Annotated in this window: 20 protein-coding genes and 2 riboswitches; of the genes, 8 read left to right on the top strand and 12 right to left on the bottom strand. The window is 37.5% G+C overall.

The features are described 5' to 3' along the window. Positions 1-37 precede the first annotated feature (37 nt). Both LC091_RS13270 and LC091_RS13265 read left to right on the top strand, forming a co-directional pair. Complete coding sequence (locus tag LC091_RS13270) at positions 38-706, top strand: hypothetical protein (RefSeq protein ID WP_226682516.1); 669 nt, start codon at positions 38-40, stop codon at positions 704-706. A 222-nt stretch (positions 707-928) separates the two neighbouring features. After that, a complete protein-coding gene (locus tag LC091_RS13265; RefSeq protein WP_226682515.1) occupies positions 929-1,123 on the top strand; it encodes a hypothetical protein in 195 nt (64 codons plus the stop codon). A gap of 20 nt (positions 1,124-1,143) precedes the next feature. Here LC091_RS13265 and LC091_RS13260 read toward each other — a convergent pair whose 3' ends face one another. Then, the gene (locus LC091_RS13260; protein ID WP_226682514.1) at positions 1,144-2,130 is read right to left on the bottom strand and encodes a hypothetical protein; all 987 of its coding nucleotides are present in this window, start codon (positions 2,128-2,130) and stop codon (positions 1,144-1,146) included. Between the two features lie 298 nt (positions 2,131-2,428). After that, a riboswitch (purine riboswitch) is annotated at positions 2,429-2,530 on the top strand. Between the two features lie 121 nt (positions 2,531-2,651). On the opposite strand from LC091_RS13260, the gene LC091_RS13255 reads away from it, so the two are divergent. The 3 genes from LC091_RS13255 (at position 2,652) to LC091_RS13245 (ending at position 5,469) form a co-directional block, all read left to right on the top strand. Continuing rightward, on the top strand, positions 2,652-3,245 hold the full coding sequence (locus tag LC091_RS13255) for a xanthine phosphoribosyltransferase (protein ID WP_226682513.1): 594 nt from the start codon (positions 2,652-2,654) through the stop codon (positions 3,243-3,245). A gap of 18 nt (positions 3,246-3,263) precedes the next feature. After that, positions 3,264-4,793 carry an NCS2 family permease gene (locus LC091_RS13250; RefSeq protein ID WP_226682512.1) on the top strand — a complete coding sequence of 510 codons (1,530 nt, stop codon included), beginning with the start codon at positions 3,264-3,266 and terminating at the stop codon, positions 4,791-4,793. A 121-nt stretch (positions 4,794-4,914) separates the two neighbouring features. After that, positions 4,915-5,469 carry a CBO0543 family protein gene (locus tag LC091_RS13245; RefSeq protein ID WP_226682511.1) on the top strand — a complete coding sequence of 185 codons (555 nt, stop codon included), beginning with the start codon at positions 4,915-4,917 and terminating at the stop codon, positions 5,467-5,469. Positions 5,470-5,504: 35 nt separating this feature from the next. Here the strand turns inward: LC091_RS13245 and LC091_RS13240 are convergent, their stop codons facing one another. The 5 genes from LC091_RS13240 to LC091_RS13220 form a co-directional block, all read right to left on the bottom strand. Next, positions 5,505-7,040, bottom strand: coding sequence for a potassium/proton antiporter (locus LC091_RS13240; protein WP_226682510.1), 1,536 nt, complete (start codon positions 7,038-7,040; stop codon positions 5,505-5,507). Positions 7,041-7,051: 11 nt separating this feature from the next. Then, positions 7,052-7,600, bottom strand: coding sequence for a tyrosine-type recombinase/integrase (locus LC091_RS13235; RefSeq protein ID WP_226682509.1), 549 nt, complete (start codon positions 7,598-7,600; stop codon positions 7,052-7,054). A 449-nt stretch (positions 7,601-8,049) separates the two neighbouring features. After that, positions 8,050-8,862 carry an undecaprenyl-diphosphate phosphatase gene (locus LC091_RS13230; protein ID WP_226682508.1) on the bottom strand — a complete coding sequence of 271 codons (813 nt, stop codon included), beginning with the start codon at positions 8,860-8,862 and terminating at the stop codon, positions 8,050-8,052. A 12-nt stretch (positions 8,863-8,874) separates the two neighbouring features. Further along, positions 8,875-9,828: a calcium/sodium antiporter gene (locus LC091_RS13225; protein ID WP_226682507.1), complete on the bottom strand. Its 954-nt coding sequence runs from the start codon at positions 9,826-9,828 to the stop codon at positions 8,875-8,877. 39 nt (positions 9,829-9,867) lie between these two features. Beyond that, entirely contained in the window at positions 9,868-10,599 is a 732-nt protein-coding gene (locus tag LC091_RS13220) for a DUF3784 domain-containing protein (RefSeq protein ID WP_226682506.1), read from the bottom strand. Between the two features lie 148 nt (positions 10,600-10,747). Between LC091_RS13220 and LC091_RS13215 the strand changes: the two genes are divergently transcribed. Further along, entirely contained in the window at positions 10,748-11,113 is a 366-nt protein-coding gene (locus LC091_RS13215) for a hypothetical protein (protein WP_226682505.1), read from the top strand. 436 nt (positions 11,114-11,549) lie between these two features. On the opposite strand, the gene LC091_RS13210 is transcribed toward LC091_RS13215, so the two are convergent. Then, complete coding sequence (locus LC091_RS13210) at positions 11,550-12,059, bottom strand: TVP38/TMEM64 family protein (RefSeq protein WP_226682504.1); 510 nt, start codon at positions 12,057-12,059, stop codon at positions 11,550-11,552. Between the two features lie 390 nt (positions 12,060-12,449). Further along, positions 12,450-12,599: riboswitch (cyclic di-AMP (ydaO/yuaA leader) on the top strand. A gap of 119 nt (positions 12,600-12,718) precedes the next feature. Here LC091_RS13210 and LC091_RS13205 point away from each other — a divergent pair. Both LC091_RS13205 and LC091_RS13200 read left to right on the top strand, forming a co-directional pair. Continuing rightward, positions 12,719-13,375 carry a potassium channel family protein gene (locus LC091_RS13205; protein WP_226682503.1) on the top strand — a complete coding sequence of 219 codons (657 nt, stop codon included), beginning with the start codon at positions 12,719-12,721 and terminating at the stop codon, positions 13,373-13,375. A 2-nt stretch (positions 13,376-13,377) separates the two neighbouring features. Continuing rightward, entirely contained in the window at positions 13,378-14,700 is a 1,323-nt protein-coding gene (locus LC091_RS13200) for a TrkH family potassium uptake protein (protein ID WP_226682502.1), read from the top strand. A gap of 155 nt (positions 14,701-14,855) precedes the next feature. On the opposite strand, the gene LC091_RS13195 is transcribed toward LC091_RS13200, so the two are convergent. From LC091_RS13195 to LC091_RS13175, 5 genes are all read right to left on the bottom strand, one after another. Continuing rightward, positions 14,856-15,329: a hypothetical protein gene (locus LC091_RS13195; RefSeq protein WP_226682501.1), complete on the bottom strand. Its 474-nt coding sequence runs from the start codon at positions 15,327-15,329 to the stop codon at positions 14,856-14,858. A gap of 213 nt (positions 15,330-15,542) precedes the next feature. After that, positions 15,543-16,178, bottom strand: coding sequence for an FMN-dependent NADH-azoreductase (locus tag LC091_RS13190; protein WP_226682500.1), 636 nt, complete (start codon positions 16,176-16,178; stop codon positions 15,543-15,545). A gap of 199 nt (positions 16,179-16,377) precedes the next feature. Then, positions 16,378-16,527, bottom strand: coding sequence for a hypothetical protein (locus tag LC091_RS13185; protein ID WP_226682499.1), 150 nt, complete (start codon positions 16,525-16,527; stop codon positions 16,378-16,380). 176 nt (positions 16,528-16,703) lie between these two features. Next, positions 16,704-17,942 carry a DUF4825 domain-containing protein gene (locus LC091_RS13180; RefSeq protein ID WP_226682498.1) on the bottom strand — a complete coding sequence of 413 codons (1,239 nt, stop codon included), beginning with the start codon at positions 17,940-17,942 and terminating at the stop codon, positions 16,704-16,706. Next, positions 17,935-18,459 (bottom strand): RNA polymerase sigma factor, encoded by a 525-nt coding sequence (locus LC091_RS13175; RefSeq protein WP_226682497.1) that lies wholly within the window; start codon positions 18,457-18,459, stop codon positions 17,935-17,937. The genes LC091_RS13180 and LC091_RS13175 overlap by 8 nt, the downstream gene beginning before the upstream one ends. Positions 18,460-18,554 lie beyond the last annotated feature (95 nt).

The following is an 18,554-nucleotide window of genomic DNA, read 5'->3' as shown; positions in this document are numbered from 1 at the left end:
ACTATCTTCAACTTTAACCTTTCAAGGAGGGGTTGGCTTGAGAAATGTACTTATTATTCTTTTTATTGCGCTATGCACCTTATTTACAGCCGGGTGCGGAACAGAAAGCGAAGGAAGCCAAGGTAAGACTGAAGATCCAGCTCCATTATTACCAACTTCAGGAAATTACTCCTTCCGACGCTATATAGAGGAAAAAGGGCATACAGACTACAGAGTATTATATAGTCAAGTTCCTGATAGTGACATTGTTGAAGTAAAAACCATCGTTGATCTAGAGGCTGCCCAATCTTCTTCTGATATTTCGGAAACAAGTAATTTTTATGAAGAAACGAAAGATGGTATTTATGGATATATCGTATTGTCTGAGGAATTTCCTTCTGAATGGGATGCTGAAGATATTAAGAAATTTCCTAAGACAAAGATAATAGCCTACCCATTGGAGACCAGTAAAACATGGTCAGAAAAAATCAAGGATTTTGATCTCGAGATCACTTATCACATCCGAGAAGTTAATGCGGAAATAAAAACACCTGCCAAGACTTTTAATGATTGTATCATTATAGATTTTGAAGAAAAAGACAAGGACGGTAATACTTTACGAAAAGGCAATTCCGCATTTGCGCCAAATGTGGGTTGGATACGACATGAAGTGGAAGAAGAAGTGTTAAAAGACGTTCATAAGTTAATTAAAATTAATGAAAGATAAAACTTTTATCTTTCATTTTTAGATTGATTGAGGAACTTTTCTCATTATATTATCGTCAAAATTGTAGTATATTTCGTTTTGCGAATATTTTACATAACTGTAATGATGAAATTAAAAATTTTATTGTATAATTACAAACATACCATACCCTAAACATGGGTATAAAGGTACCGAATGCTATTTAATATGTTATACTTCTATAGTTAAGGAGGAGATGTAATTTTGAGTCTGAGTAAAATTGTTTTTGTGATCAGTATTATGGCAAGCTTTCTTATGCTTGTGGCATCCGTTATTGCATTTGTAATTCAAGACATTGGGTATTTTTGGATGATGTTCATACTTATGGTTGTTAGTATTCTTCAAAACATCTCCGTTTATAAACATATTTCCACGACGGATGAACCAATTAAAAATTAAGCCGCTTTCTGTAAAGCTTATCAGCTAGCATTTATCTCTGTACGTATATACTTTCCTTCTTTATCATACAAATGAAATTTCTTAACGAGCTTTGCATCCCCATCTAGTAGCTCCGGTAAAGCTACATGTAAAAGGAATTGGTTTGCGACAACATTACTGGAAATCTGATAAACTACTTCCTCTTTCCTTTGCACTTCCAAAACCACTTTCTGAACCTCTTCTTTTTTTGGTACCACCCCATGAATATATGTATACTCCTCATTATCTACTTTCACATTTTTTTCTTCATAGCAGAAGTCTTTTTCTCCTCCCATCGTATAGAAGTTAGGTTTTTCTACTCCAGTTACTTTAAAACCATGTTCAGTAAAATGATAGCCGCCAAGAACCGTTTTTAATATGGAGTCATCTTCAGAATAGATTAGAAAAGATTGATTGTCTTCGTCCACGAACATCAACTCCATATTATCATCGACATTAGAAATAGCTCCAATAAGTGTTCTATATAAATAATTTGGTTCTGAATCAATTTTTGAGACATGATCCAATTTCATTATATGGGAGAAATATTTTTGAGGAGGGACAGCTATCTTTACTCTTTCCCCACTGCTAACGATATCCGTTTCAATGGTCTGTATGGAAGTTTGATTGTTTTCTCCAATGAAAAGGATAAAAGTTCCCTTCTTTGTATCTATAATTTCTGAATAATAGGAACGATTAAGCAACATTTTTTCCAGTTTCAATTTGCCGTATAAACCCTTCTGAAAAATAACTGCTCCTATATTTTGTTCATCATGCTCAAATGTAGCAACCACATTATTAGTATAATTAATTGGATATGTCTCCAACAACAATGGTTTTTCATCCAAGTCTCCTAAATGTTCTTGGATAAAACCCGTAATGGCACTTTCTGAATTTACTATCGTAAAACTGGAATATTCATAGGTAGAGTAACCAACGAACACTACTAAACCTGACAACGTAATAAACATAAGTATCCGCTTCAACATCCTTACCTCCTGTTCCATAACCTCAAACATAAAATAAAGAAAATATAGTTCTATAGCCCTAATTCCATTTTAAGGCAAATAGTTATAGAGAGCTATTGGGAAAGTCGTTTGGATTTTTATATAATCATTTGCTATTTTAGTTGACCACTTTCATGAGAAGCTGAAAATTCCAATTCATTTACATCACAATATCCTTCCTTTTTCCGAATTCATTTTAACTATTTAACTATTTTATTCGTGTTTTTCTTTAAAAACTCTTTTCAAAGCGTTCTTTTTCCTTTATAATCACTTCATAATCCAAACAATATAATAAACAACTCGTATAATAGTGGGAATATGGCCTACAAGTCTCTACCAAGCTACCGCAAATGGCTTGACTACGAGTGATACTTTAATTTTCTCGTACTTAGGTTTAATCCCTAGGTGGATATTTGCATTCCCGAAAGTTAAAAGTGGTCACTTGTAGATCTTGTGCCGCTTACAACTTTCGGGATTTTTTATTTTCAGGAGGAGGAACATTCATGAAATTACTACAACAAACCATTCTTGAAAAAGGATCGGTATTACCAAATGGGGTCCTAAAAGTTAATACGTTCTTAAACCATCAAATTGATACTGGACTGATGATTGAGATAGGTAAGGAATTTGCAGAGCGATTTTCTGATTTGAACATTACTAAAGTGATAACCATTGAGTCATCAGGAATTGCACCAAGTTTTTTCGCCGCTCATACGCTTGGTGTTCCCCTTATATTTGCAAGAAAAAAGAAATCCCTGACTTTGAAAGATAACGTGTATACCAGCAAGGTTTTCTCTTTTACTAAACAAGAAACAAGTGAAATCACTGTGGCAAAGGAATTCTTAGATGAAAACGATAGAGTGTTGATCATTGACGACTTTTTGGCTAACGGACAGGCTGCTCAAGGATTAATAGATGTAGTGAAACAAGCTGGTGCCTCTGTTGCCGGTATTGGTATTGTCATTGAAAAAACATTCCAACCAGGCCGACAAATTTTAGAGGAAAAAGGATATCGTGTAGAATCACTTGCTAGAATTCAATCGCTACAAAACGAAGAAATAACATTTGTAGAAGAACCTATCAGCGTCACCAACTAACCTTATGGAGGTCAACATATGAAAGCTACTACCGTACATTATCCATGGTATAAAAAAGAGGATACAGATGCATTCTTTGCTCTTTTTCAAAACAACTTAGCAAACTTCGTCATTATTGCCGTAACCATGCTTGGTATGGGTTTCCCAGCGAGCATCGTATTCGGTAAAGTAATCCCTGGAGCTGCTGTTGCAGTTATGGCCGGAAATCTATACTATGCATTTATGGCCAACCGCCTTGCTCAAAAAGAGGGGAGAACAGATGTTACCGCCCTCTCTTATGGGATAAGTACCCCTGTTATGTTTGTTTTCCTATTTGGGGTATTGGCTCCAGCTAATGCTTTAACCGGGAACCCAGAACTTGCTTGGAAAATCGCTGTAGCTGCCGCGTTTTTGAGCGGGTTAATCGAGACTCTTGTTAGTTTTACAGGAAACTGGGTAAGAAATCACCTGCCACGTGCTGCTATGCTTGGTGCGCTTGCAGGTGTTGCTCTCACGTTTATCGCTGGGGAGATGCTATTTAATACTTTCTCCATTCCTGTAGTAGGTTTAGTGGCTTTAGTAATTATCATTGCTGGGGTTGTAGGAAAAATGGCCATGCCTTTCAAGATTCCTGCTTCCCTGTTTGCAGTTATTATCGGTACAGTTTTAGCGTTCACTTTAGGCTATCAATCTCCTTCTAAAATAGCTGATGGTTTGGATAACATTGGATTTTATCCTATATTGCCATCTTTAGCGGCTTTTGAGGGGATGACATACCTGTTTGGAGCACTAATTGGTCTTTTGGCAATCATCCTTCCTATCACGTTATACAATGCCATTGAAACGATGAATAACGTTGATGCCATGTCTGCGGAAGGTGACTCTTATGATGTTCGTGAATGTCAGGCTGTGGATGGGGTTGGAACAATGCTTGGGGCGGTTTTTGGAGGCCTCTTCCCTACTACTGTATACATTGCAACAGTTGGCTCAAAATGGATGGGAGCTGGTAGAGGATACAGCATTTTAAATGCGATTGTATTTGGTCTAGCTGCCATGACAGGAGTTATTGCGGCACTTGCAGCCATCATACCACTTGCTGCAGTTGCACCCATATTAGTGTTTGTGGGAATTTCCATGGTGGCAACAGCCTTTGGATCAAACGACAAAAAATACTTTCCGGCCGTTGCTATTGCCATGCTACCTTATTTTGCTAACTATGTGATGACGCGTTTCAATAATAGTGCAGGTGATGTGGTGGCTGGCATATCAGAAGGAATTGTCCCTCTTGGTCAAGGAGCAATGTTTACGGCTATAGTACTTGGTGCCATTACAGTTTATATTATCGACCAAGATTACCGTCGTGCGTCCTATTTTGCCTTGATTGGTGCCTTCTTATCTTTCGTAGGATTTATGCATGCTCCAAAGCTTGCTGTGAACGCAGCCCCTGATTTTGCTATTGGATATGTGTTAATTGCAGTTTTTCTTGTATATTGTGCCTACCAACGTGCTTCAAGTATTGTAAAAGATTCTGATAACAACATTTCCGTTAATCAGAAAATAGCTTCATAAGTGAAGACGTAACAAGAACCGGGAACTATTCTCGGTTCTTGTTCATTTTATTACTTCGTGTATCATTTTTATTCAAATAGAAAAACTATCTTTATCCTTTACTTTGAGAGTAGGCTAATATATGTCTATCAAGCAACAGTACATAGAAATCTTTAATGAAAATCAATCCTCAGTTCAAGCCCATGTGAATTTCTGGCTTGATCATGTAGTGTTCTCTTGGCGATGGTGGACGATGGTTGCTATTTTTATTATTTTATGGACACTATTTTGGAAACTAAAAAAATCTAAGCATCTCCCCAGAATCACCATATTTGGACTGCTTTGGATTATTGTAGCCTCTAACCTGGACGGCTTGGGTTTTGAGCTTGGGCTTTGGGGATACACATACAATCTTAGTCCCTTTTTACCTAAGTCGTATATATTTGATTATTGTCTCATCCCCATTACTTATATGCTTCTATATCAATACTTTCAAGAGGGTAAAGGATTTTTATATGCAAACATCATTTTGGCTGTTGGAGCATCTTTGATAGCCGAACCAGTTGCTGAAAAACTGGGACTATACATCCCTTTTCACTGGAGTTTCTATATTTCCGTACCGTTATATACCTTAATTGCTTACATTTTAAAATTAATTACCGAAGCAATTTGTCGATCCATTTTAAAAATAAATTAAATAGAAACAGGATAACCATTAGGCTATCCTTGTTTTTAGACGGTTTCTTTTATTTCTTCTTTTTCGCTTAACTCTTCCTCATCTACATCTGGTTCAACTGCTTTCTTCTTTTTAAGGAAATCTTCTAAAGCAAGTTTACTTTGTCTAGCGGTAAGAATATACAAGAAATCCTTATCTCTAATAACCGTATCACCTGATGGAGTTACAAGAATTCCCGCTCTAATGATGGCATTAATAAGCGTTTTATCCGGAAATTCCAGTTCAGCAAGTGTCTTCCCAACCATATCTAAATCCTCTTCCACTTGGAACTCTATAATCTCCGCATTTGCTTTACCGATGGAAACCAACTCCAACGAATGAATAGGTGCAATCTTCTTAGGACCCGTTAAATCCAATTTTTTTGCAAGCATTGTAATCGTAGACCCTTGAACAAGAGTGGAGGTCAAGACAACGAAGAACACTACATTAAAGAATAATTGAGCATTTGGAATGCCAGCAATCATCGGGAATGTAGCCAGTACGATCGGTACTGCTCCACGTAGACCCGCCCAAGAAAGAAATATTTTTTCTTTGACAGTGAAATTCATGCCTATGGTGGAAAGGAATACAGCAATAGGTCTGGCTACTACTATTAAGATTACAGATAATAGCAAGCCTTTCAACATGATGTCCCACTGGAACAATTGACCTGGGAAAACCAATAGCCCCAGAATAATAAACATCAGAATCTGCATCATCCATGCAAAACCTTCATTGAATCGGAAAATCGATTGTCTATAAGTAAGTTCATTGTTTCCTATGATTAATGCCGCCACATATACAGCTAATAGTCCACTTGCTCCTATCAAGGCCGCGATACTATAGGTTAAAAGCGCGAATGCCATGGCAAAGACAGGATATAGTCCAGAGGAATCCAGATTTATCTTATTAATAGAAAAGGAAGCGAGCTTACCAAGACCTAAGCCCAACAATAAACCAATTCCCATCTGCCAAAAGAAACTTCCGATAAACCCTATGTAACTGGGATTTGAGGCAGTCAGCAATTCAATAAAGGATAATGTCAAAAACACTGCCATCGGATCATTCGTACCGGATTCAGCCTCAAGGGTGGCTCCCATTCGAGCTTTAATGTTCTGTCCTTTTAACACTGCAAATACTGCTGCTGCATCTGTTGACCCAACGATGGCTCCAAACAGGAATGCTTCTAACCAAGACACATCCAGGATAAGCTTGGCAGATGCTGCAACCAGTGCAGAAGTCAAAATCACACCAATAGTAGCTAATGATAGAGATGGTTTGATAACCTTGCGAACGGTTCCCCATTTTGTTTGCAAACCACCCTCAAACAAGATAATGACGAGAGCAAAGATACCGATTAATTGAGCGTACTTTACATTATCAAAATAGATGAAACCAAGTCCATCGCTCCCTGCCATCATTCCAACAATGATGAACAATACGAGGGCTGGAACACCTAGTTTTGATGAGAATTTTGTTGTAATAACTCCAACAATCAGAAGAAATGCGGTTAACAATATAAAATAATCTACATTGAATGCACCTTGTAACATCTAATCCCCCCTTATAAATTGACATCTATTCTTACAGATAATTTTTCATGCTTGTCTATTCCAAGATAACGAAGTGTTTCAGAAGGTGAAGTGTGGTTAAAATGTTTTTGGAGAAGTGAAACAGCAACACCGCTTCTATATGCATGGTAGCCGAAGGTTTTGCGTAGAGTATGAGTACCTACTTTCCCAGGCACACCTACTTCTTTCGCTGCTTTATTAATGATGCGGTATGCTTGTTGCCTTGTAATAGGTGAACTGCACTTTTGGGATTTGAATAGGTAATCATCTGGTGCAAGACTTCTTTTATCTAAATAATTCGCTATGGCTTGCTTCACATGTTTATTTATATATATAAAATGTCCACTTTCCAGTAAGAAGTAGTCATTTATCACACCATCTTTTAGAACATCTTCCACTTTTACATGCAGAAGCTCACTGAGTCTTAGACCCATGTTAATACCCATTACGAAAAACAAGTAATCTCTTAAGGAGTAATTTTTCAAATATGCTTTAATTTCAAGGATATACTTACGATCTTTTAAAGCCTCAACATATTCCATAAGATTCCCTCCTTAATGTTACTTAACTCCATTATAACATATATATATGTAACATTTTAAAAATATGCTTACATAAGAAAAACCAGACGTGATGAGGATCTCCCTACTCCTTTTTCCTTGTAACTGAGGTCTTCATATATCGGCTATGATGACTTCTTTCCACTTACTTTCTCCTCACTGAGGTCTATCATTCGGCGATGAGGACCTCTCTCCACCTACTTTCTCCTCACTGACGTCTTCATGACGACCATGAGGACCTCTCTCCACCTACTTTCTTCTCACTGACGTCTTCATATCTGCGATGAGGACCTCTCTACTTCTTTTCCCTCGTCACTCACGTCTTCATATCGGTGATGAGGACCTCTCTACTCCTTTTTCCTCGTCACTCACGTCTTCATTCCTTGGAATGCAAAAAAACACCACTAGAAAGTGATGTTTTGTAAAAAGCATTATAAAAAGAGTATTACTAGCGTACCGACAATGAAGCAATAAATCGAGAAATAAATCAAATTACCTCTTGCCATTATTCCCATAAACCATTTTAAGGAGAAATAAGAAGCGATAAGAGAAGCAATAAATGCCAAGGAGTATGGTAATAGAATTTCATTAATATTATCCATTTCCATTAAGTCTTTAATTGCCAAAAGAATACTCCCCACACTGACAGGGATAAAAAGAAGAAAAGAGAATCTCAGTGCTGTCTCCTGTTTCATTCCACGTGCCATTGCAGCAACAATAGTAGCTCCAGAGCGGCTTATCCCTGGAATCAAAGCAACAGCCTGTGCCAAACCTACAATAATTGCGTCCTTGAAGGTAAGTTCTGCATCATTCTTTCTACCTCGGAGATTACGAATCAACCAGAGTGCAATACCCGTCACAATAAGCGTAATACCGATTACTTTAATATTCTCCAAAGCATCCGATATTACATCACCATAAACAACACCAATTACTCCTGCTGGGATAGTACCTATGATAAGGTAGATTACAAACATGAAGTCAGCTTTATCTTCCTTATCTTTTTTCGCCACAAATCTCAACGCACCAAAGAAAAGTCTAGCAATTGATTCCCGATAAATTATAAGGATAGCAATTAAGGATGCTGCATTTACAACTATCTCGAATGTTAGGCCTTCGAGTTCCATTCCCATAAGATTTTGCAAGATCATTACATGACCACTTGATGAAACAGGAATAGGCTCCGTAATCCCCTGGAATATTCCAAGGAATATGTACTTCAATAAAATCAAAATATCTTCCATGCCAATTAAACCTCAATTTCTAATAATGATAAATACTAAATATAAGACGTACGCTATAGCCAAAAAGGTTCCTTCTATTTTCCCAATTCGGAAATTTGTTCTTGAAAACACTAAGAGAATAACCGTTAACACTACTAACAACCCGATATCTACAAATATTTTGCTATTAACAGGAAGCGGCGTTATTAGTGAAGAAGTTCCTAATACAAACAAAATATTGAAAATATTACTTCCTACGATATTACCGAGGGCAATTTCACTTTGTTTTTTGATCGCAGCCATAATGGAGGTAACAAGTTCTGGTAAGGAGGTTCCTATAGCTACAATCGTCAAACCAACAAGTGTTTGACTCATCCCTAAAGATACAGCAATCTCCGTACTATTTCTTACTACTAATTCTCCACCAAAAATGATGGCAGCAAGCCCAATGACCGTCCAAAAAATGTTCTTCCCCCAAGTTGCTTTTTCTGAAGTTTCTTCTACAGGAATCTTATCACGATTATTTCTTGCGACTTCAAAAATATAATACATAAACACAGCGAAAATCAATAGAAATATTAACCCATCGCTTCTTGTCAGCAAGTTTTCAGTAAACCCTTGCAATGCTATATCACTGATTAACACAAGTAGGACAGCACTTCCTAACAAGGTAAAGGGTATTTCTTTTCTGATTGTTTCGCTCTCCACTTTTAATGGATTCAATAAAGCAGTTAATCCAACTACAAGAGTAATGTTAAAGATATTACTTCCAATAACATTTCCCAGTGAAACTTCTGCACTTCCATCTAACGCTGCCAGAATACTTACTGTCGCTTCCGGCGAACTCGTTCCAAATGCTACAATTGTCAATCCAATTAACAATGGGGAGATGCGGAGAATCTTGGCAACATTAGAAGCACCATCCACAAACCAATCCGCCCCTTTGATTAATAATGCAAATCCGACAACCAATAATACAAAGGTCATGATTTAATGTTCCCTTCTTGGAATATTAAAGAACTAATACTATTCTGCTTTACCTGACTGCTCTACTAATTGATAATACCAATCTTTTGTTTTTTCTGCATCTTTTGCGTTAATGAAGATAGTATCATCATTTGTTTCTATTAATAAATAGGGCGAATGTCCCTTATAAATAAACAGTAGGCTGCTTCCATAATTCTTGACCTTAAAATGCCCTTTAGAGATAGATTGCATTCCATATCCATTTGTACGTAAAAGTACTTCCGGCATTTCCTCCAATAGCTCGACTTGTGTGATGTCTTCATAGCTCCATTCATCTCCGTAAACTCCGCTTATCTCAAATGAATCTTCCTTTAAAATTAATTTAGCCTCTTGGAATCCTACATAAAAAATGACAAATAACACTGTAAATGATACAACAGCAATAGATGTACTAATGATGTAGCTTTTTTTACGTTTATTTGCCACCTCATATTTGGAAAGGTAAATGAATCCTCCCATCAATAGGACTACCATTACCCCTATCTGAGCCTCCAATGCATATGGGAAAGAAGTAAATAATAAAGGAAGCATAATTAATAAAACAATTGCTGTTCCAATAAGCAACTTTCCTGTTTTTTGCGGATATCCATTTTGAATCAATTCTTCCTGCTCTCCTCTAGGACGAGAACGAAAACTAGATATCAGTCCATATGCTTCCTTCTTTACGATAGCCCATCCAATTAACAAAAAGATCAGCGCCACTATGAGTTGTATAAAAAATAATATCAACATTACTATTACCTCCCTTAACCTCTTCATTCTTTTCTATTCTTACGTTTTTTAATTCTATAAGTTTCATAATTAAAATATCTTATTAGTAGCTCTATTTCATGAGTTGATTAGAAAGTCCTGCCATTATTGATGAGGAAGGAGCATTGGTATGATACGAGTAGTCTATTATTATGTAATCTTGTTTATGACCTTGATGATGACCATCGGAGGAAGTGTCGCAGCTTTCATGGCAATTGCAGATATTGTTTCCCCTTCTAGTTATTATCAAACTTATTACGAATATAAGGAGATGAAGATCGCCAACAAAACAAAATATGATGAGTCCGGCAAACCGATTTCGGAGCCAGAAATTAATGACGACGAATTGCTCGCCGAATATAACACAGTTGTTTCTCAAGAAAAAGAGCGTAACAAGGAAATGGCCTGGAATACATTAATTAAGAGTTTTGGATGGATTATCATCCCACTACCTATCTTTATTTTCTATCAACGGAAGGTAAGGCGGAATGAGTAACTAAAAAATAAAAAAAGAACCATTTGTTATTGGTTATCGCCGCTGTTCCTTTCCGCAAATGGCTGCGCTTTCCACGGGGCGACCTTGAGCCTCCTCGGCAAGCCTGAGGTGTCTCAACATTGCCGCTACTTCCCCGTGGAGTCTCCGCCTTTTGCTCCAATACACAGCTAGAAGTTACGAAAAAAAACGTTATTGTTTTTTCAGTAGCTCGGTTAGATATTTTTTTTAACTTTAAGGTGAATGAAGTCACCTTGTTGATTGGAGTGGAAGGTCCGCAGACGCCAGCGGGAGGAAAGGACAGGTGAGACCCCGCAACGGAGTGAGGAGGCTCACGGACCGCCCGCAGGCAAGCGATGAGCCTGGAACGGAAATCAACCGGATTATAAATTTTCTTATTCTTACACAAAAAGACCGAGCGAAATTGCCCGGTCTTTTCTTATCCGCCTCTTACCTTTCTTTTCTGATTTTCTCCAATACCAGTTTTTTGTTTAAGATATCGGTACAGATAAATACTCGGCAATACTGCTAGCAATAATGCAACGAGCATATATCCCTCAATTTCCGCTGATAATAACCCATTAGCTACAAAACTTAGTAATAATAAATAAATTGCGTTTCCGATAAAGGTAGCTGTCAGAAAGGGCATTAACCTGATGGAGCTGACGCCACTTGTAATATTAATTAAACTAGATGGAATGAATGGGATCAATCGCAATAACAATACAAACAAAACACCATTTTGTTCCAGCTTTTCTAAATATGATTTTTTAACCTTATTGATAAGAAGCGATTGAAACCAATAACGAAAGACGATGAAAGCAACCAATGCACCAATTAAGCTGGTAGCAAGGCTCCATATATATCCGCAGATCAGTCCGAACAAGGCAATATTAATGACGATTATCCCTACAATGGGAATGAGGGTAAACAGATTTTGGATTAGCATTAAGGAGAAGGTTAGTAATAATAAGAAATATATTTCCTCTTCTAACATCAATTGAATTTGTTCGATATCACCACTTTTAAAAATGGAAAACCATTCTGTTTGAACAACCCATATTAATGAACATACGACTAGTATGAAGGTTAGTATCCTCCAAATTTTTTGAGTGTGTATGAATGCTCCCTCCCCTGCATGCTCCTAGAGTCTCTTACATAATTATAGCAATTTAATCTTAATAAAGTACTATCTTACACTCTCCAAATAAATTATTTTTGTGGACAAGGACATTTTTCTGCCATAGTTCAAGTTGAAAACGCTTTACATGATTTTTACAAATTATCTATTGACGAAGTGAAAAAAGGGGAGTAAATTAAGTATCATCATTCTATACATTTTAACCTATTGCTTAATCTTTACAGAGCGGGGGAACCATAATGATATCCTGATAATTTCCGGTATATCTTGGGGTGAATTGCATTTTTGCGAAGAGGACTCTCATCCTCTAACCCGACAGCTAACCTCGTAAGCGTATTGAGAGAAGGGTCTGATTGTTATAAAAGAGACCATTCTTTGAGTTGCAAAGATGGTCTCTTTCTGCGTTCTCTTCCTTGATCTAAAGATCACAGTAAGAAAACCTATTTTTTAAGAGAGAAGGAATATTCATGAAAAAGCAATTTGTTGTCATTGGATTGGGACGGTTCGGAGGCAGCATCGTTGAGGAATTCTCCACACTTGGGGTAGAAGTACTCGCCATAGACAAAGACGAAGATAACATCAACAAAATAAGCGAATATGCTACACATGCTGTTCAGGCCAATGCAACAGACGAAGCCACACTTAATTCCCTAGGGATTCGTAATTTCGATCATGCTATTGTATCCATGGGGGATGACATTGAATCAAGTATTCTTACCAGCCTGCTTTTAAAGGAAATGGGTATTAAACAAGTTTGGGTAAAAGCTACAAATAAATATCACCAGAAAGTATTGGAGAAAATCGGTGTGGATAGAATCATCCAGCCTGAACGGGATATGGCTAAAAGAGTTGCCCACCATGTCGTTTCAGATAAAATCTTTGACTACATTGAACTTTCCAATAACCATAGTATAGTTGAACTTTTTGCGTCGAAAAAAGTAAGTAATAAAAGTCTGACTGATTTAGATTTACGAGCAAAGTACGGTTGTACATTAATAGGAATCCAAAGAGATGGGGATATCATCATCTCTCCTCCTGCAGATGAAATTATTCGCCAAGGGGATTTGTTAATTATTCTTGGTCGTAACGAAGACATCCACCGATTTGAAGATGTAGGGATCTAACCATGTGGCGCCGTCCTTTTATTAAACTCAGTCCGCCGCAACTATTGATTGTTGTATTCATTTTTTTCGGATTATTAGGGACGCTATTATTGAGGTTGCCGGTTTCTACTACAGAATCCATTACATTAGTTGATGCCCTTTTTACCGCTACCTCTGCAATGACAGTGACAGGTCTTGCTGTAGTGGATACCGGAACCGCGTACACCTTGTTTGGCCAGATTGTTATCTTGTTTCTAATACAAGTGGGCGGAATTGGTATCATGACATTCGCAGTCTTAATCTTTATCATGTTAGGCAAAAAAATTGGCTTTCAGGAAAGGTTGATATTACAACAGGCATTGAACCAGACTTCCGTCGGAGGAATCATCTTACTGGTTAGAAGAATTATTATTTTCTCTTTTCTTATTGAAGGATTTGCAGTATTACTGCTGTCCTATCGGTGGATTCCGGAATATGGATGGTGGGACGGTTTTTACTATAGTGTATTTCACGCCATTTCCGCCTTTAACAATGCCGGTTTTTCCATTTGGTCAGATAGTTTAATGCAATATGCAGGAGACCCTGTTGTAAACATTGTGATTTCTTTTCTTTTCATCATTGGGGGGATTGGATTTACCGTTTTGACAGATTTGTGGTATACGAAGGAATTTCGCAGGCTTACACTTCATACCAAGATTATGCTATTCGGAACATTGGGGATTAATCTACTTGCCATGTTTGTATTTTTCGTTTTGGAATACTTTAACCCTAACACTCTAGGAAACTTCACTTTAATTGAAAAGATTTGGGCTTCTTATTTTCAGGCTGTAACAACTCGGACTGCCGGTTTTAACACGATAGATATCGGAGCCATGGAAACCGCCTCTATAATGTGGACACTTCTGCTTATGTTCATCGGAGCAGGAAGCACCTCAACAGGTGGGGGAATTAAATTAACAACGTTTGTTATTATCGTTTTGGCTGTGAACACTTTCATCAAAGGCAAACACGAAATTGTTATTTTCAAACGTTCTATCCACCAAAACTATGTAATTAAAGCTTTAGCCATTTCTACCATTAGTATTTTATTCATATTCTTCTCTTTGTTCATTTTAACGATAACCGAACAAGCAGAATTTCTTTTATTATTATTTGAAGTAATCTCTGCATTTGGAACGGTGGGATTGTCCATGGGGATTACAGGAGATTTAACAGATATCGGTAAATGCGTTATTGTTTTCATCATGTTGCTGGGAAAGCTAGGACCATTGACATTGGCCTATTCCTTAGCAAAACCAAAACCTTCGAAGGTAAGGTACCCAAACGAGGACTTGCTTACAGGATAATAACATAGCTGTTGATTGGAGCACAGGGCGAAGACTTCTAAGGGAGATAGCGCTAGGTAGAGACCCCCCAGTCTTGCCGAGGAGGCTCTCGTCAGCCCCTAGGAAAGCGAAGCCCAGGGCGGAAATCAACAGCGGTGTTTTAATCAGATTAAATATTAATAGTATCTTTTTCGGAATCCTTCTTCCATCAAGTACTGCTTTGCTTCATTATAGGAAGGAAATGTTCCGTCAAGATTTTTTCCAGCATACACATTCCACATATCGTCTTCCAATACAACATTTAAAGAATGTCCTTCATCGTTTGCCCAGCGTTCTTCTTCAAATTCCTCTGTGTTTATTTCTACTTCATACTCTCTTCCCAGGACCTCTATGGACTTATTGATAAGTTCACGCAGTTCATCCTCACCAAACTCACGAATGTTTACCATTCCTTTATCATCCGTCTTATAGCCTTTGATTCCTTTGGCATAAACATAACCGTTACCATTTGGATGCAAATGATAGACTACATTTTTCTTATCGCTTTGACTTTCTTCATATTGGAAGTTTACCCGTTTAAGAGATACTTCTTTTCTTGTTAGTTGCGGGAATGATTGGATAATTTCAAGCTTTTGTTCAAAAGTTAGCATATTGCCTCCATATTTATGTAAGATTCTTTCGGTACATTATAGCATTTGCCTTGTTTGAAGGAAAGGAACGTTGGATGAGGGGTGATGAGTTTTGGGGAAATGGTTGGGTTGATATATTTGAAAGTTGGTTGATAAAACAAAGAATCGGTTGATATATCCGAGAACTGGCTGATAAAACACCGGGCAGCTTTACAGCCACCCGGTTCATCACTATTAGAAAGTATGTGCTTTATCTTTCGCACGTGCAATTGCGTCCGCTTTAATTTGATCTGCTTTATCAGGCATTGCTGCATGACCTTCTACAAACAATCCTTCAAAAGATGGCACCCCGAAGAATTGCATAAGCACTGTCAAGTAACGATGGCCCATTTCCATTCCAGCCGCAGGTCCTTCTGAATAGATTCCCCCACGAGCCTGGATATGAATTGCTTTCTTGTCCGTTAACAATCCAACAGGACCTTCCGCTGTGTACTTGAACGTTTTACCCGCAACAGCAACAGAATCAAGATATGCCTTCATAACAGGAGGGAAGGAGAAGTTCCAAAGTGGTGTTACAAACACATATTTGTCAGCTCCGATAAATTGCTCCGTTAACTCGGACAGACGGCTAACTTTTCCTTTTTCTTCCTCTGAAAGCTCATCAAACCCTTTACCTGTTTGCAATTTTCCCCACCCACTGAATACGTCTGCGTCAATATGTGGGATGTGTTCTTTGTATAAATCCACATGAACGATTTCATCTGATGGATTCGCCTCTTTGTAAGTGTCAATGAATGCTTTCCCTACTGCCATGCTGTAGGATAGTGTGTCATCATGTGGATGTGCTGTGATGTATAAAACTTTTGCCATGTTGTATCTTTCCTCTCTTTGTTTGAAGTAATATATTTTAGTTTGCTACCAAAAGGCATAACTTACCAACTATCTCGAATTAAATTATTATTAATTCGAGATAATAATAACTAATATAATTATTTTTTGCAAGTAACTTGCTTCAACCTAAAAAAAAAGACCAATCATTAACACATGACAGGTCCTTAAAAACGTTCTCTTATTCTTCATTATGTAGGATATATGGATTACCGCCGATATTTTTTCTTATATCGTCAGTCAGTACAAATGACTCATTCAAAATTCCCGTTGCATTTTCTTTTGCATCGGCTTGAACACTGCCGTCATAATGGTTTGGTTTGCCTTCCATCTACAACACCCCCTACAATAGTATGGTTAGTTTATACAACTATTGTACTATTTTATTCTACCTTTTAATAGATATTTTTGGGAATGAAAGAAAAATCCGCCATTACTGCTAACTTTTTTCTGAAACAATCCAAAAAGAACAACTGTCCAAAACAGCTGCTCTTTTTTCACAATACATTATTCACTTACCAAATATTCGTTAATGTTGATTTCTTCCCCAGAAAGAAGTGCGGCATCATAATCCAAATGAACAAACTCATAAGTCTCATCAATTAGTGGAACAAATTGAAATTCAAATAACAATGTATCTCCTGGTTGATATCTAGTTGTGAGATCACCGTCAAAAACCATAATATGCGATTGCTGTGGCGCAAAACTAAACGTAGATTGATTCGAAATACCGTCATATTCGATACTTTGAAGTTCACCACTAACTTTAATGGTTTCCCACATTTTAAAGTTTCTTGCCACCTGCACCTGTTCCCCCCACCCTTTATCGTAAAACTCATACAACATATCGCTAAAAGAATAAATATCCTCTTTCCCTTCGCCTTTAACAGGGGGAGTGTGCATATCAGATGGGACAAGATATCTTTTACCATCAACTTCAACATACTCTTTGGAAGATATCACCTCTTTTTCAGGATCAGCAGATAGTGCATTAGAAACCCTTATTTTCTCCATAAAATCTTGGACCTTTTTTTCATCTTGAAGTGTCTTTTCTATAACTTCTTGCTTCCATAATGTATCATCTTTTGCAAACTCATTTACGTCTCTTCCATATAAATCTTCAATTTGCGTTCTAGTTAATGTATACTCTCTATTTTCTCCATAATAATCAATATCAAATGTAACAAAGTCTCCGTTTGTGAAAAATGTAAAGTAAGTTGTGGCATTGAATATGATAGTCCACGGAAGGTTGGAAACATGGAATACATCTTTATCAAAACCTTTGGCGGACGTCTCTTCTGTCACTTTATAATACATGTGGATTCCCATGGGCTGTTCTTCATCTGTTTGAAGTTCCATTCCATTAGCATAGTATTTTCCAGGCAAAACTTGACCGTGATATTTGCCGAGCGCCCCATTGTTTCCAATGAATGCCTTGTCATCACCTATTTGGTCATACACCTCGATAGATTCTAAGTAAGAAACATAATTCTCATAATTTACCCCTTCTGGCGCAGAGGATCTTGGAGCTTCCCCTTCGCTACCTGTGAATAGGATAAAGGAGAATAATGCTATGGCAAGGACACTGACTGTCAACAAAGCTGCCGATTTTACCTTTGGCAACCATAAAGTATGTCTTTTTTCTTTTTGATGATCCATAATGGCTTGATGTAGCACATCCTTCGTTTCTTCTCTTAGCTTTGGCTTGGGTAATGTTTGAAGCTTTTTATCCAATTCCTTATTCAACTACATTCCCTCCCAACCTTTTTTGCAGGGCTAATTTCGCACGATGAAGGGTGGAGCGTACTTTATTCTCGGTCCACCCCAAAGCTGCTGCGGTTTCTTGTACAGATAACTCTTTAATGCTCCTCATAATAAGCACTTCCTGATAAGATTCCTTTAAACTGCGAATCGCGATTAATAATTCTCTCTGTTCTTCTGAGATAAAGTATAAGTGTTCCGGTGTATCTTTTTCTGTGCTCTCAGTAACTATTCCACTTTCAAACTGTAAAAACCATTTCCATTTATCACGTGTCTTTTTTCTGTGGGCATCAATTGCAATGTTCCTTGCGATGCTATAAAGCCACGTTTTAGGAGAAGCTTCTCCCTTATAACGATCTAGATTGTTCAGTGCACGTATAAATACTTCCTGTACTAAATCCTCTACATCATGATGCTTGGAATTCAACCGGTAAAATAGAAATTGATAAATATCATCACTATATAAATAAAACCATTCCGAAATGACTTGTTTATTGGACATCCTTTTCCCCCGTTTTGCTGCAGTCTCTATATGTATAGACGAATCCTTTTTTATTTTATCGCAGTTTTAGTAAAAAAAAGACCGTTCCTTTTCAC

The organism is Sutcliffiella horikoshii (assembly GCF_020524325.1).
GTDB classification, from domain to species: domain Bacteria; phylum Bacillota; class Bacilli; order Bacillales; family Bacillaceae_I; genus Sutcliffiella_A; species Sutcliffiella_A horikoshii_D.
This window is presented reverse-complemented; position numbering and strand designations above follow the sequence as displayed.

What these genes read in the sequence shown, in the direction of transcription:
- LC091_RS13260 (WP_226682514.1), bottom strand. Translation starts at nt 2,130, where the DNA reads ATGTTGAAGCGGATACTTATGTTTATTACGTTGTCAGGTTTAGTAGTG.
- LC091_RS13255 (WP_226682513.1), top strand. Translation starts at nt 2,652, where the DNA reads ATGAAATTACTACAACAAACCATTCTTGAAAAAGGATCGGTATTACCA.
- LC091_RS13250 (WP_226682512.1), top strand. Translation starts at nt 3,264, where the DNA reads ATGAAAGCTACTACCGTACATTATCCATGGTATAAAAAAGAGGATACA.
- LC091_RS13245 (WP_226682511.1), top strand. Translation starts at nt 4,915, where the DNA reads ATGTCTATCAAGCAACAGTACATAGAAATCTTTAATGAAAATCAATCC.
- LC091_RS13240 (WP_226682510.1), bottom strand. Translation starts at nt 7,040, where the DNA reads ATGTTACAAGGTGCATTCAATGTAGATTATTTTATATTGTTAACCGCA.
- LC091_RS13235 (WP_226682509.1), bottom strand. Translation starts at nt 7,600, where the DNA reads ATGGAATATGTTGAGGCTTTAAAAGATCGTAAGTATATCCTTGAAATT.
- LC091_RS13230 (WP_226682508.1), bottom strand. Translation starts at nt 8,862, where the DNA reads ATGGAAGATATTTTGATTTTATTGAAGTACATATTCCTTGGAATATTC.
- LC091_RS13225 (WP_226682507.1), bottom strand. Translation starts at nt 9,828, where the DNA reads ATGACCTTTGTATTATTGGTTGTCGGATTTGCATTATTAATCAAAGGG.
- LC091_RS13220 (WP_226682506.1), bottom strand. Translation starts at nt 10,599, where the DNA reads ATGTTGATATTATTTTTTATACAACTCATAGTGGCGCTGATCTTTTTG.
- LC091_RS13215 (WP_226682505.1), top strand. Translation starts at nt 10,748, where the DNA reads ATGATACGAGTAGTCTATTATTATGTAATCTTGTTTATGACCTTGATG.
- LC091_RS13210 (WP_226682504.1), bottom strand. Translation starts at nt 12,059, where the DNA reads ATGCTAATCCAAAATCTGTTTACCCTCATTCCCATTGTAGGGATAATC.
- LC091_RS13205 (WP_226682503.1), top strand. Translation starts at nt 12,719, where the DNA reads ATGAAAAAGCAATTTGTTGTCATTGGATTGGGACGGTTCGGAGGCAGC.
- LC091_RS13200 (WP_226682502.1), top strand. Translation starts at nt 13,378, where the DNA reads ATGTGGCGCCGTCCTTTTATTAAACTCAGTCCGCCGCAACTATTGATT.
- LC091_RS13195 (WP_226682501.1), bottom strand. Translation starts at nt 15,329, where the DNA reads ATGCTAACTTTTGAACAAAAGCTTGAAATTATCCAATCATTCCCGCAA.
- LC091_RS13190 (WP_226682500.1), bottom strand. Translation starts at nt 16,178, where the DNA reads ATGGCAAAAGTTTTATACATCACAGCACATCCACATGATGACACACTA.
- LC091_RS13185 (WP_226682499.1), bottom strand. Translation starts at nt 16,527, where the DNA reads ATGGAAGGCAAACCAAACCATTATGACGGCAGTGTTCAAGCCGATGCA.
- LC091_RS13175 (WP_226682497.1), bottom strand. Translation starts at nt 18,459, where the DNA reads ATGTCCAATAAACAAGTCATTTCGGAATGGTTTTATTTATATAGTGAT.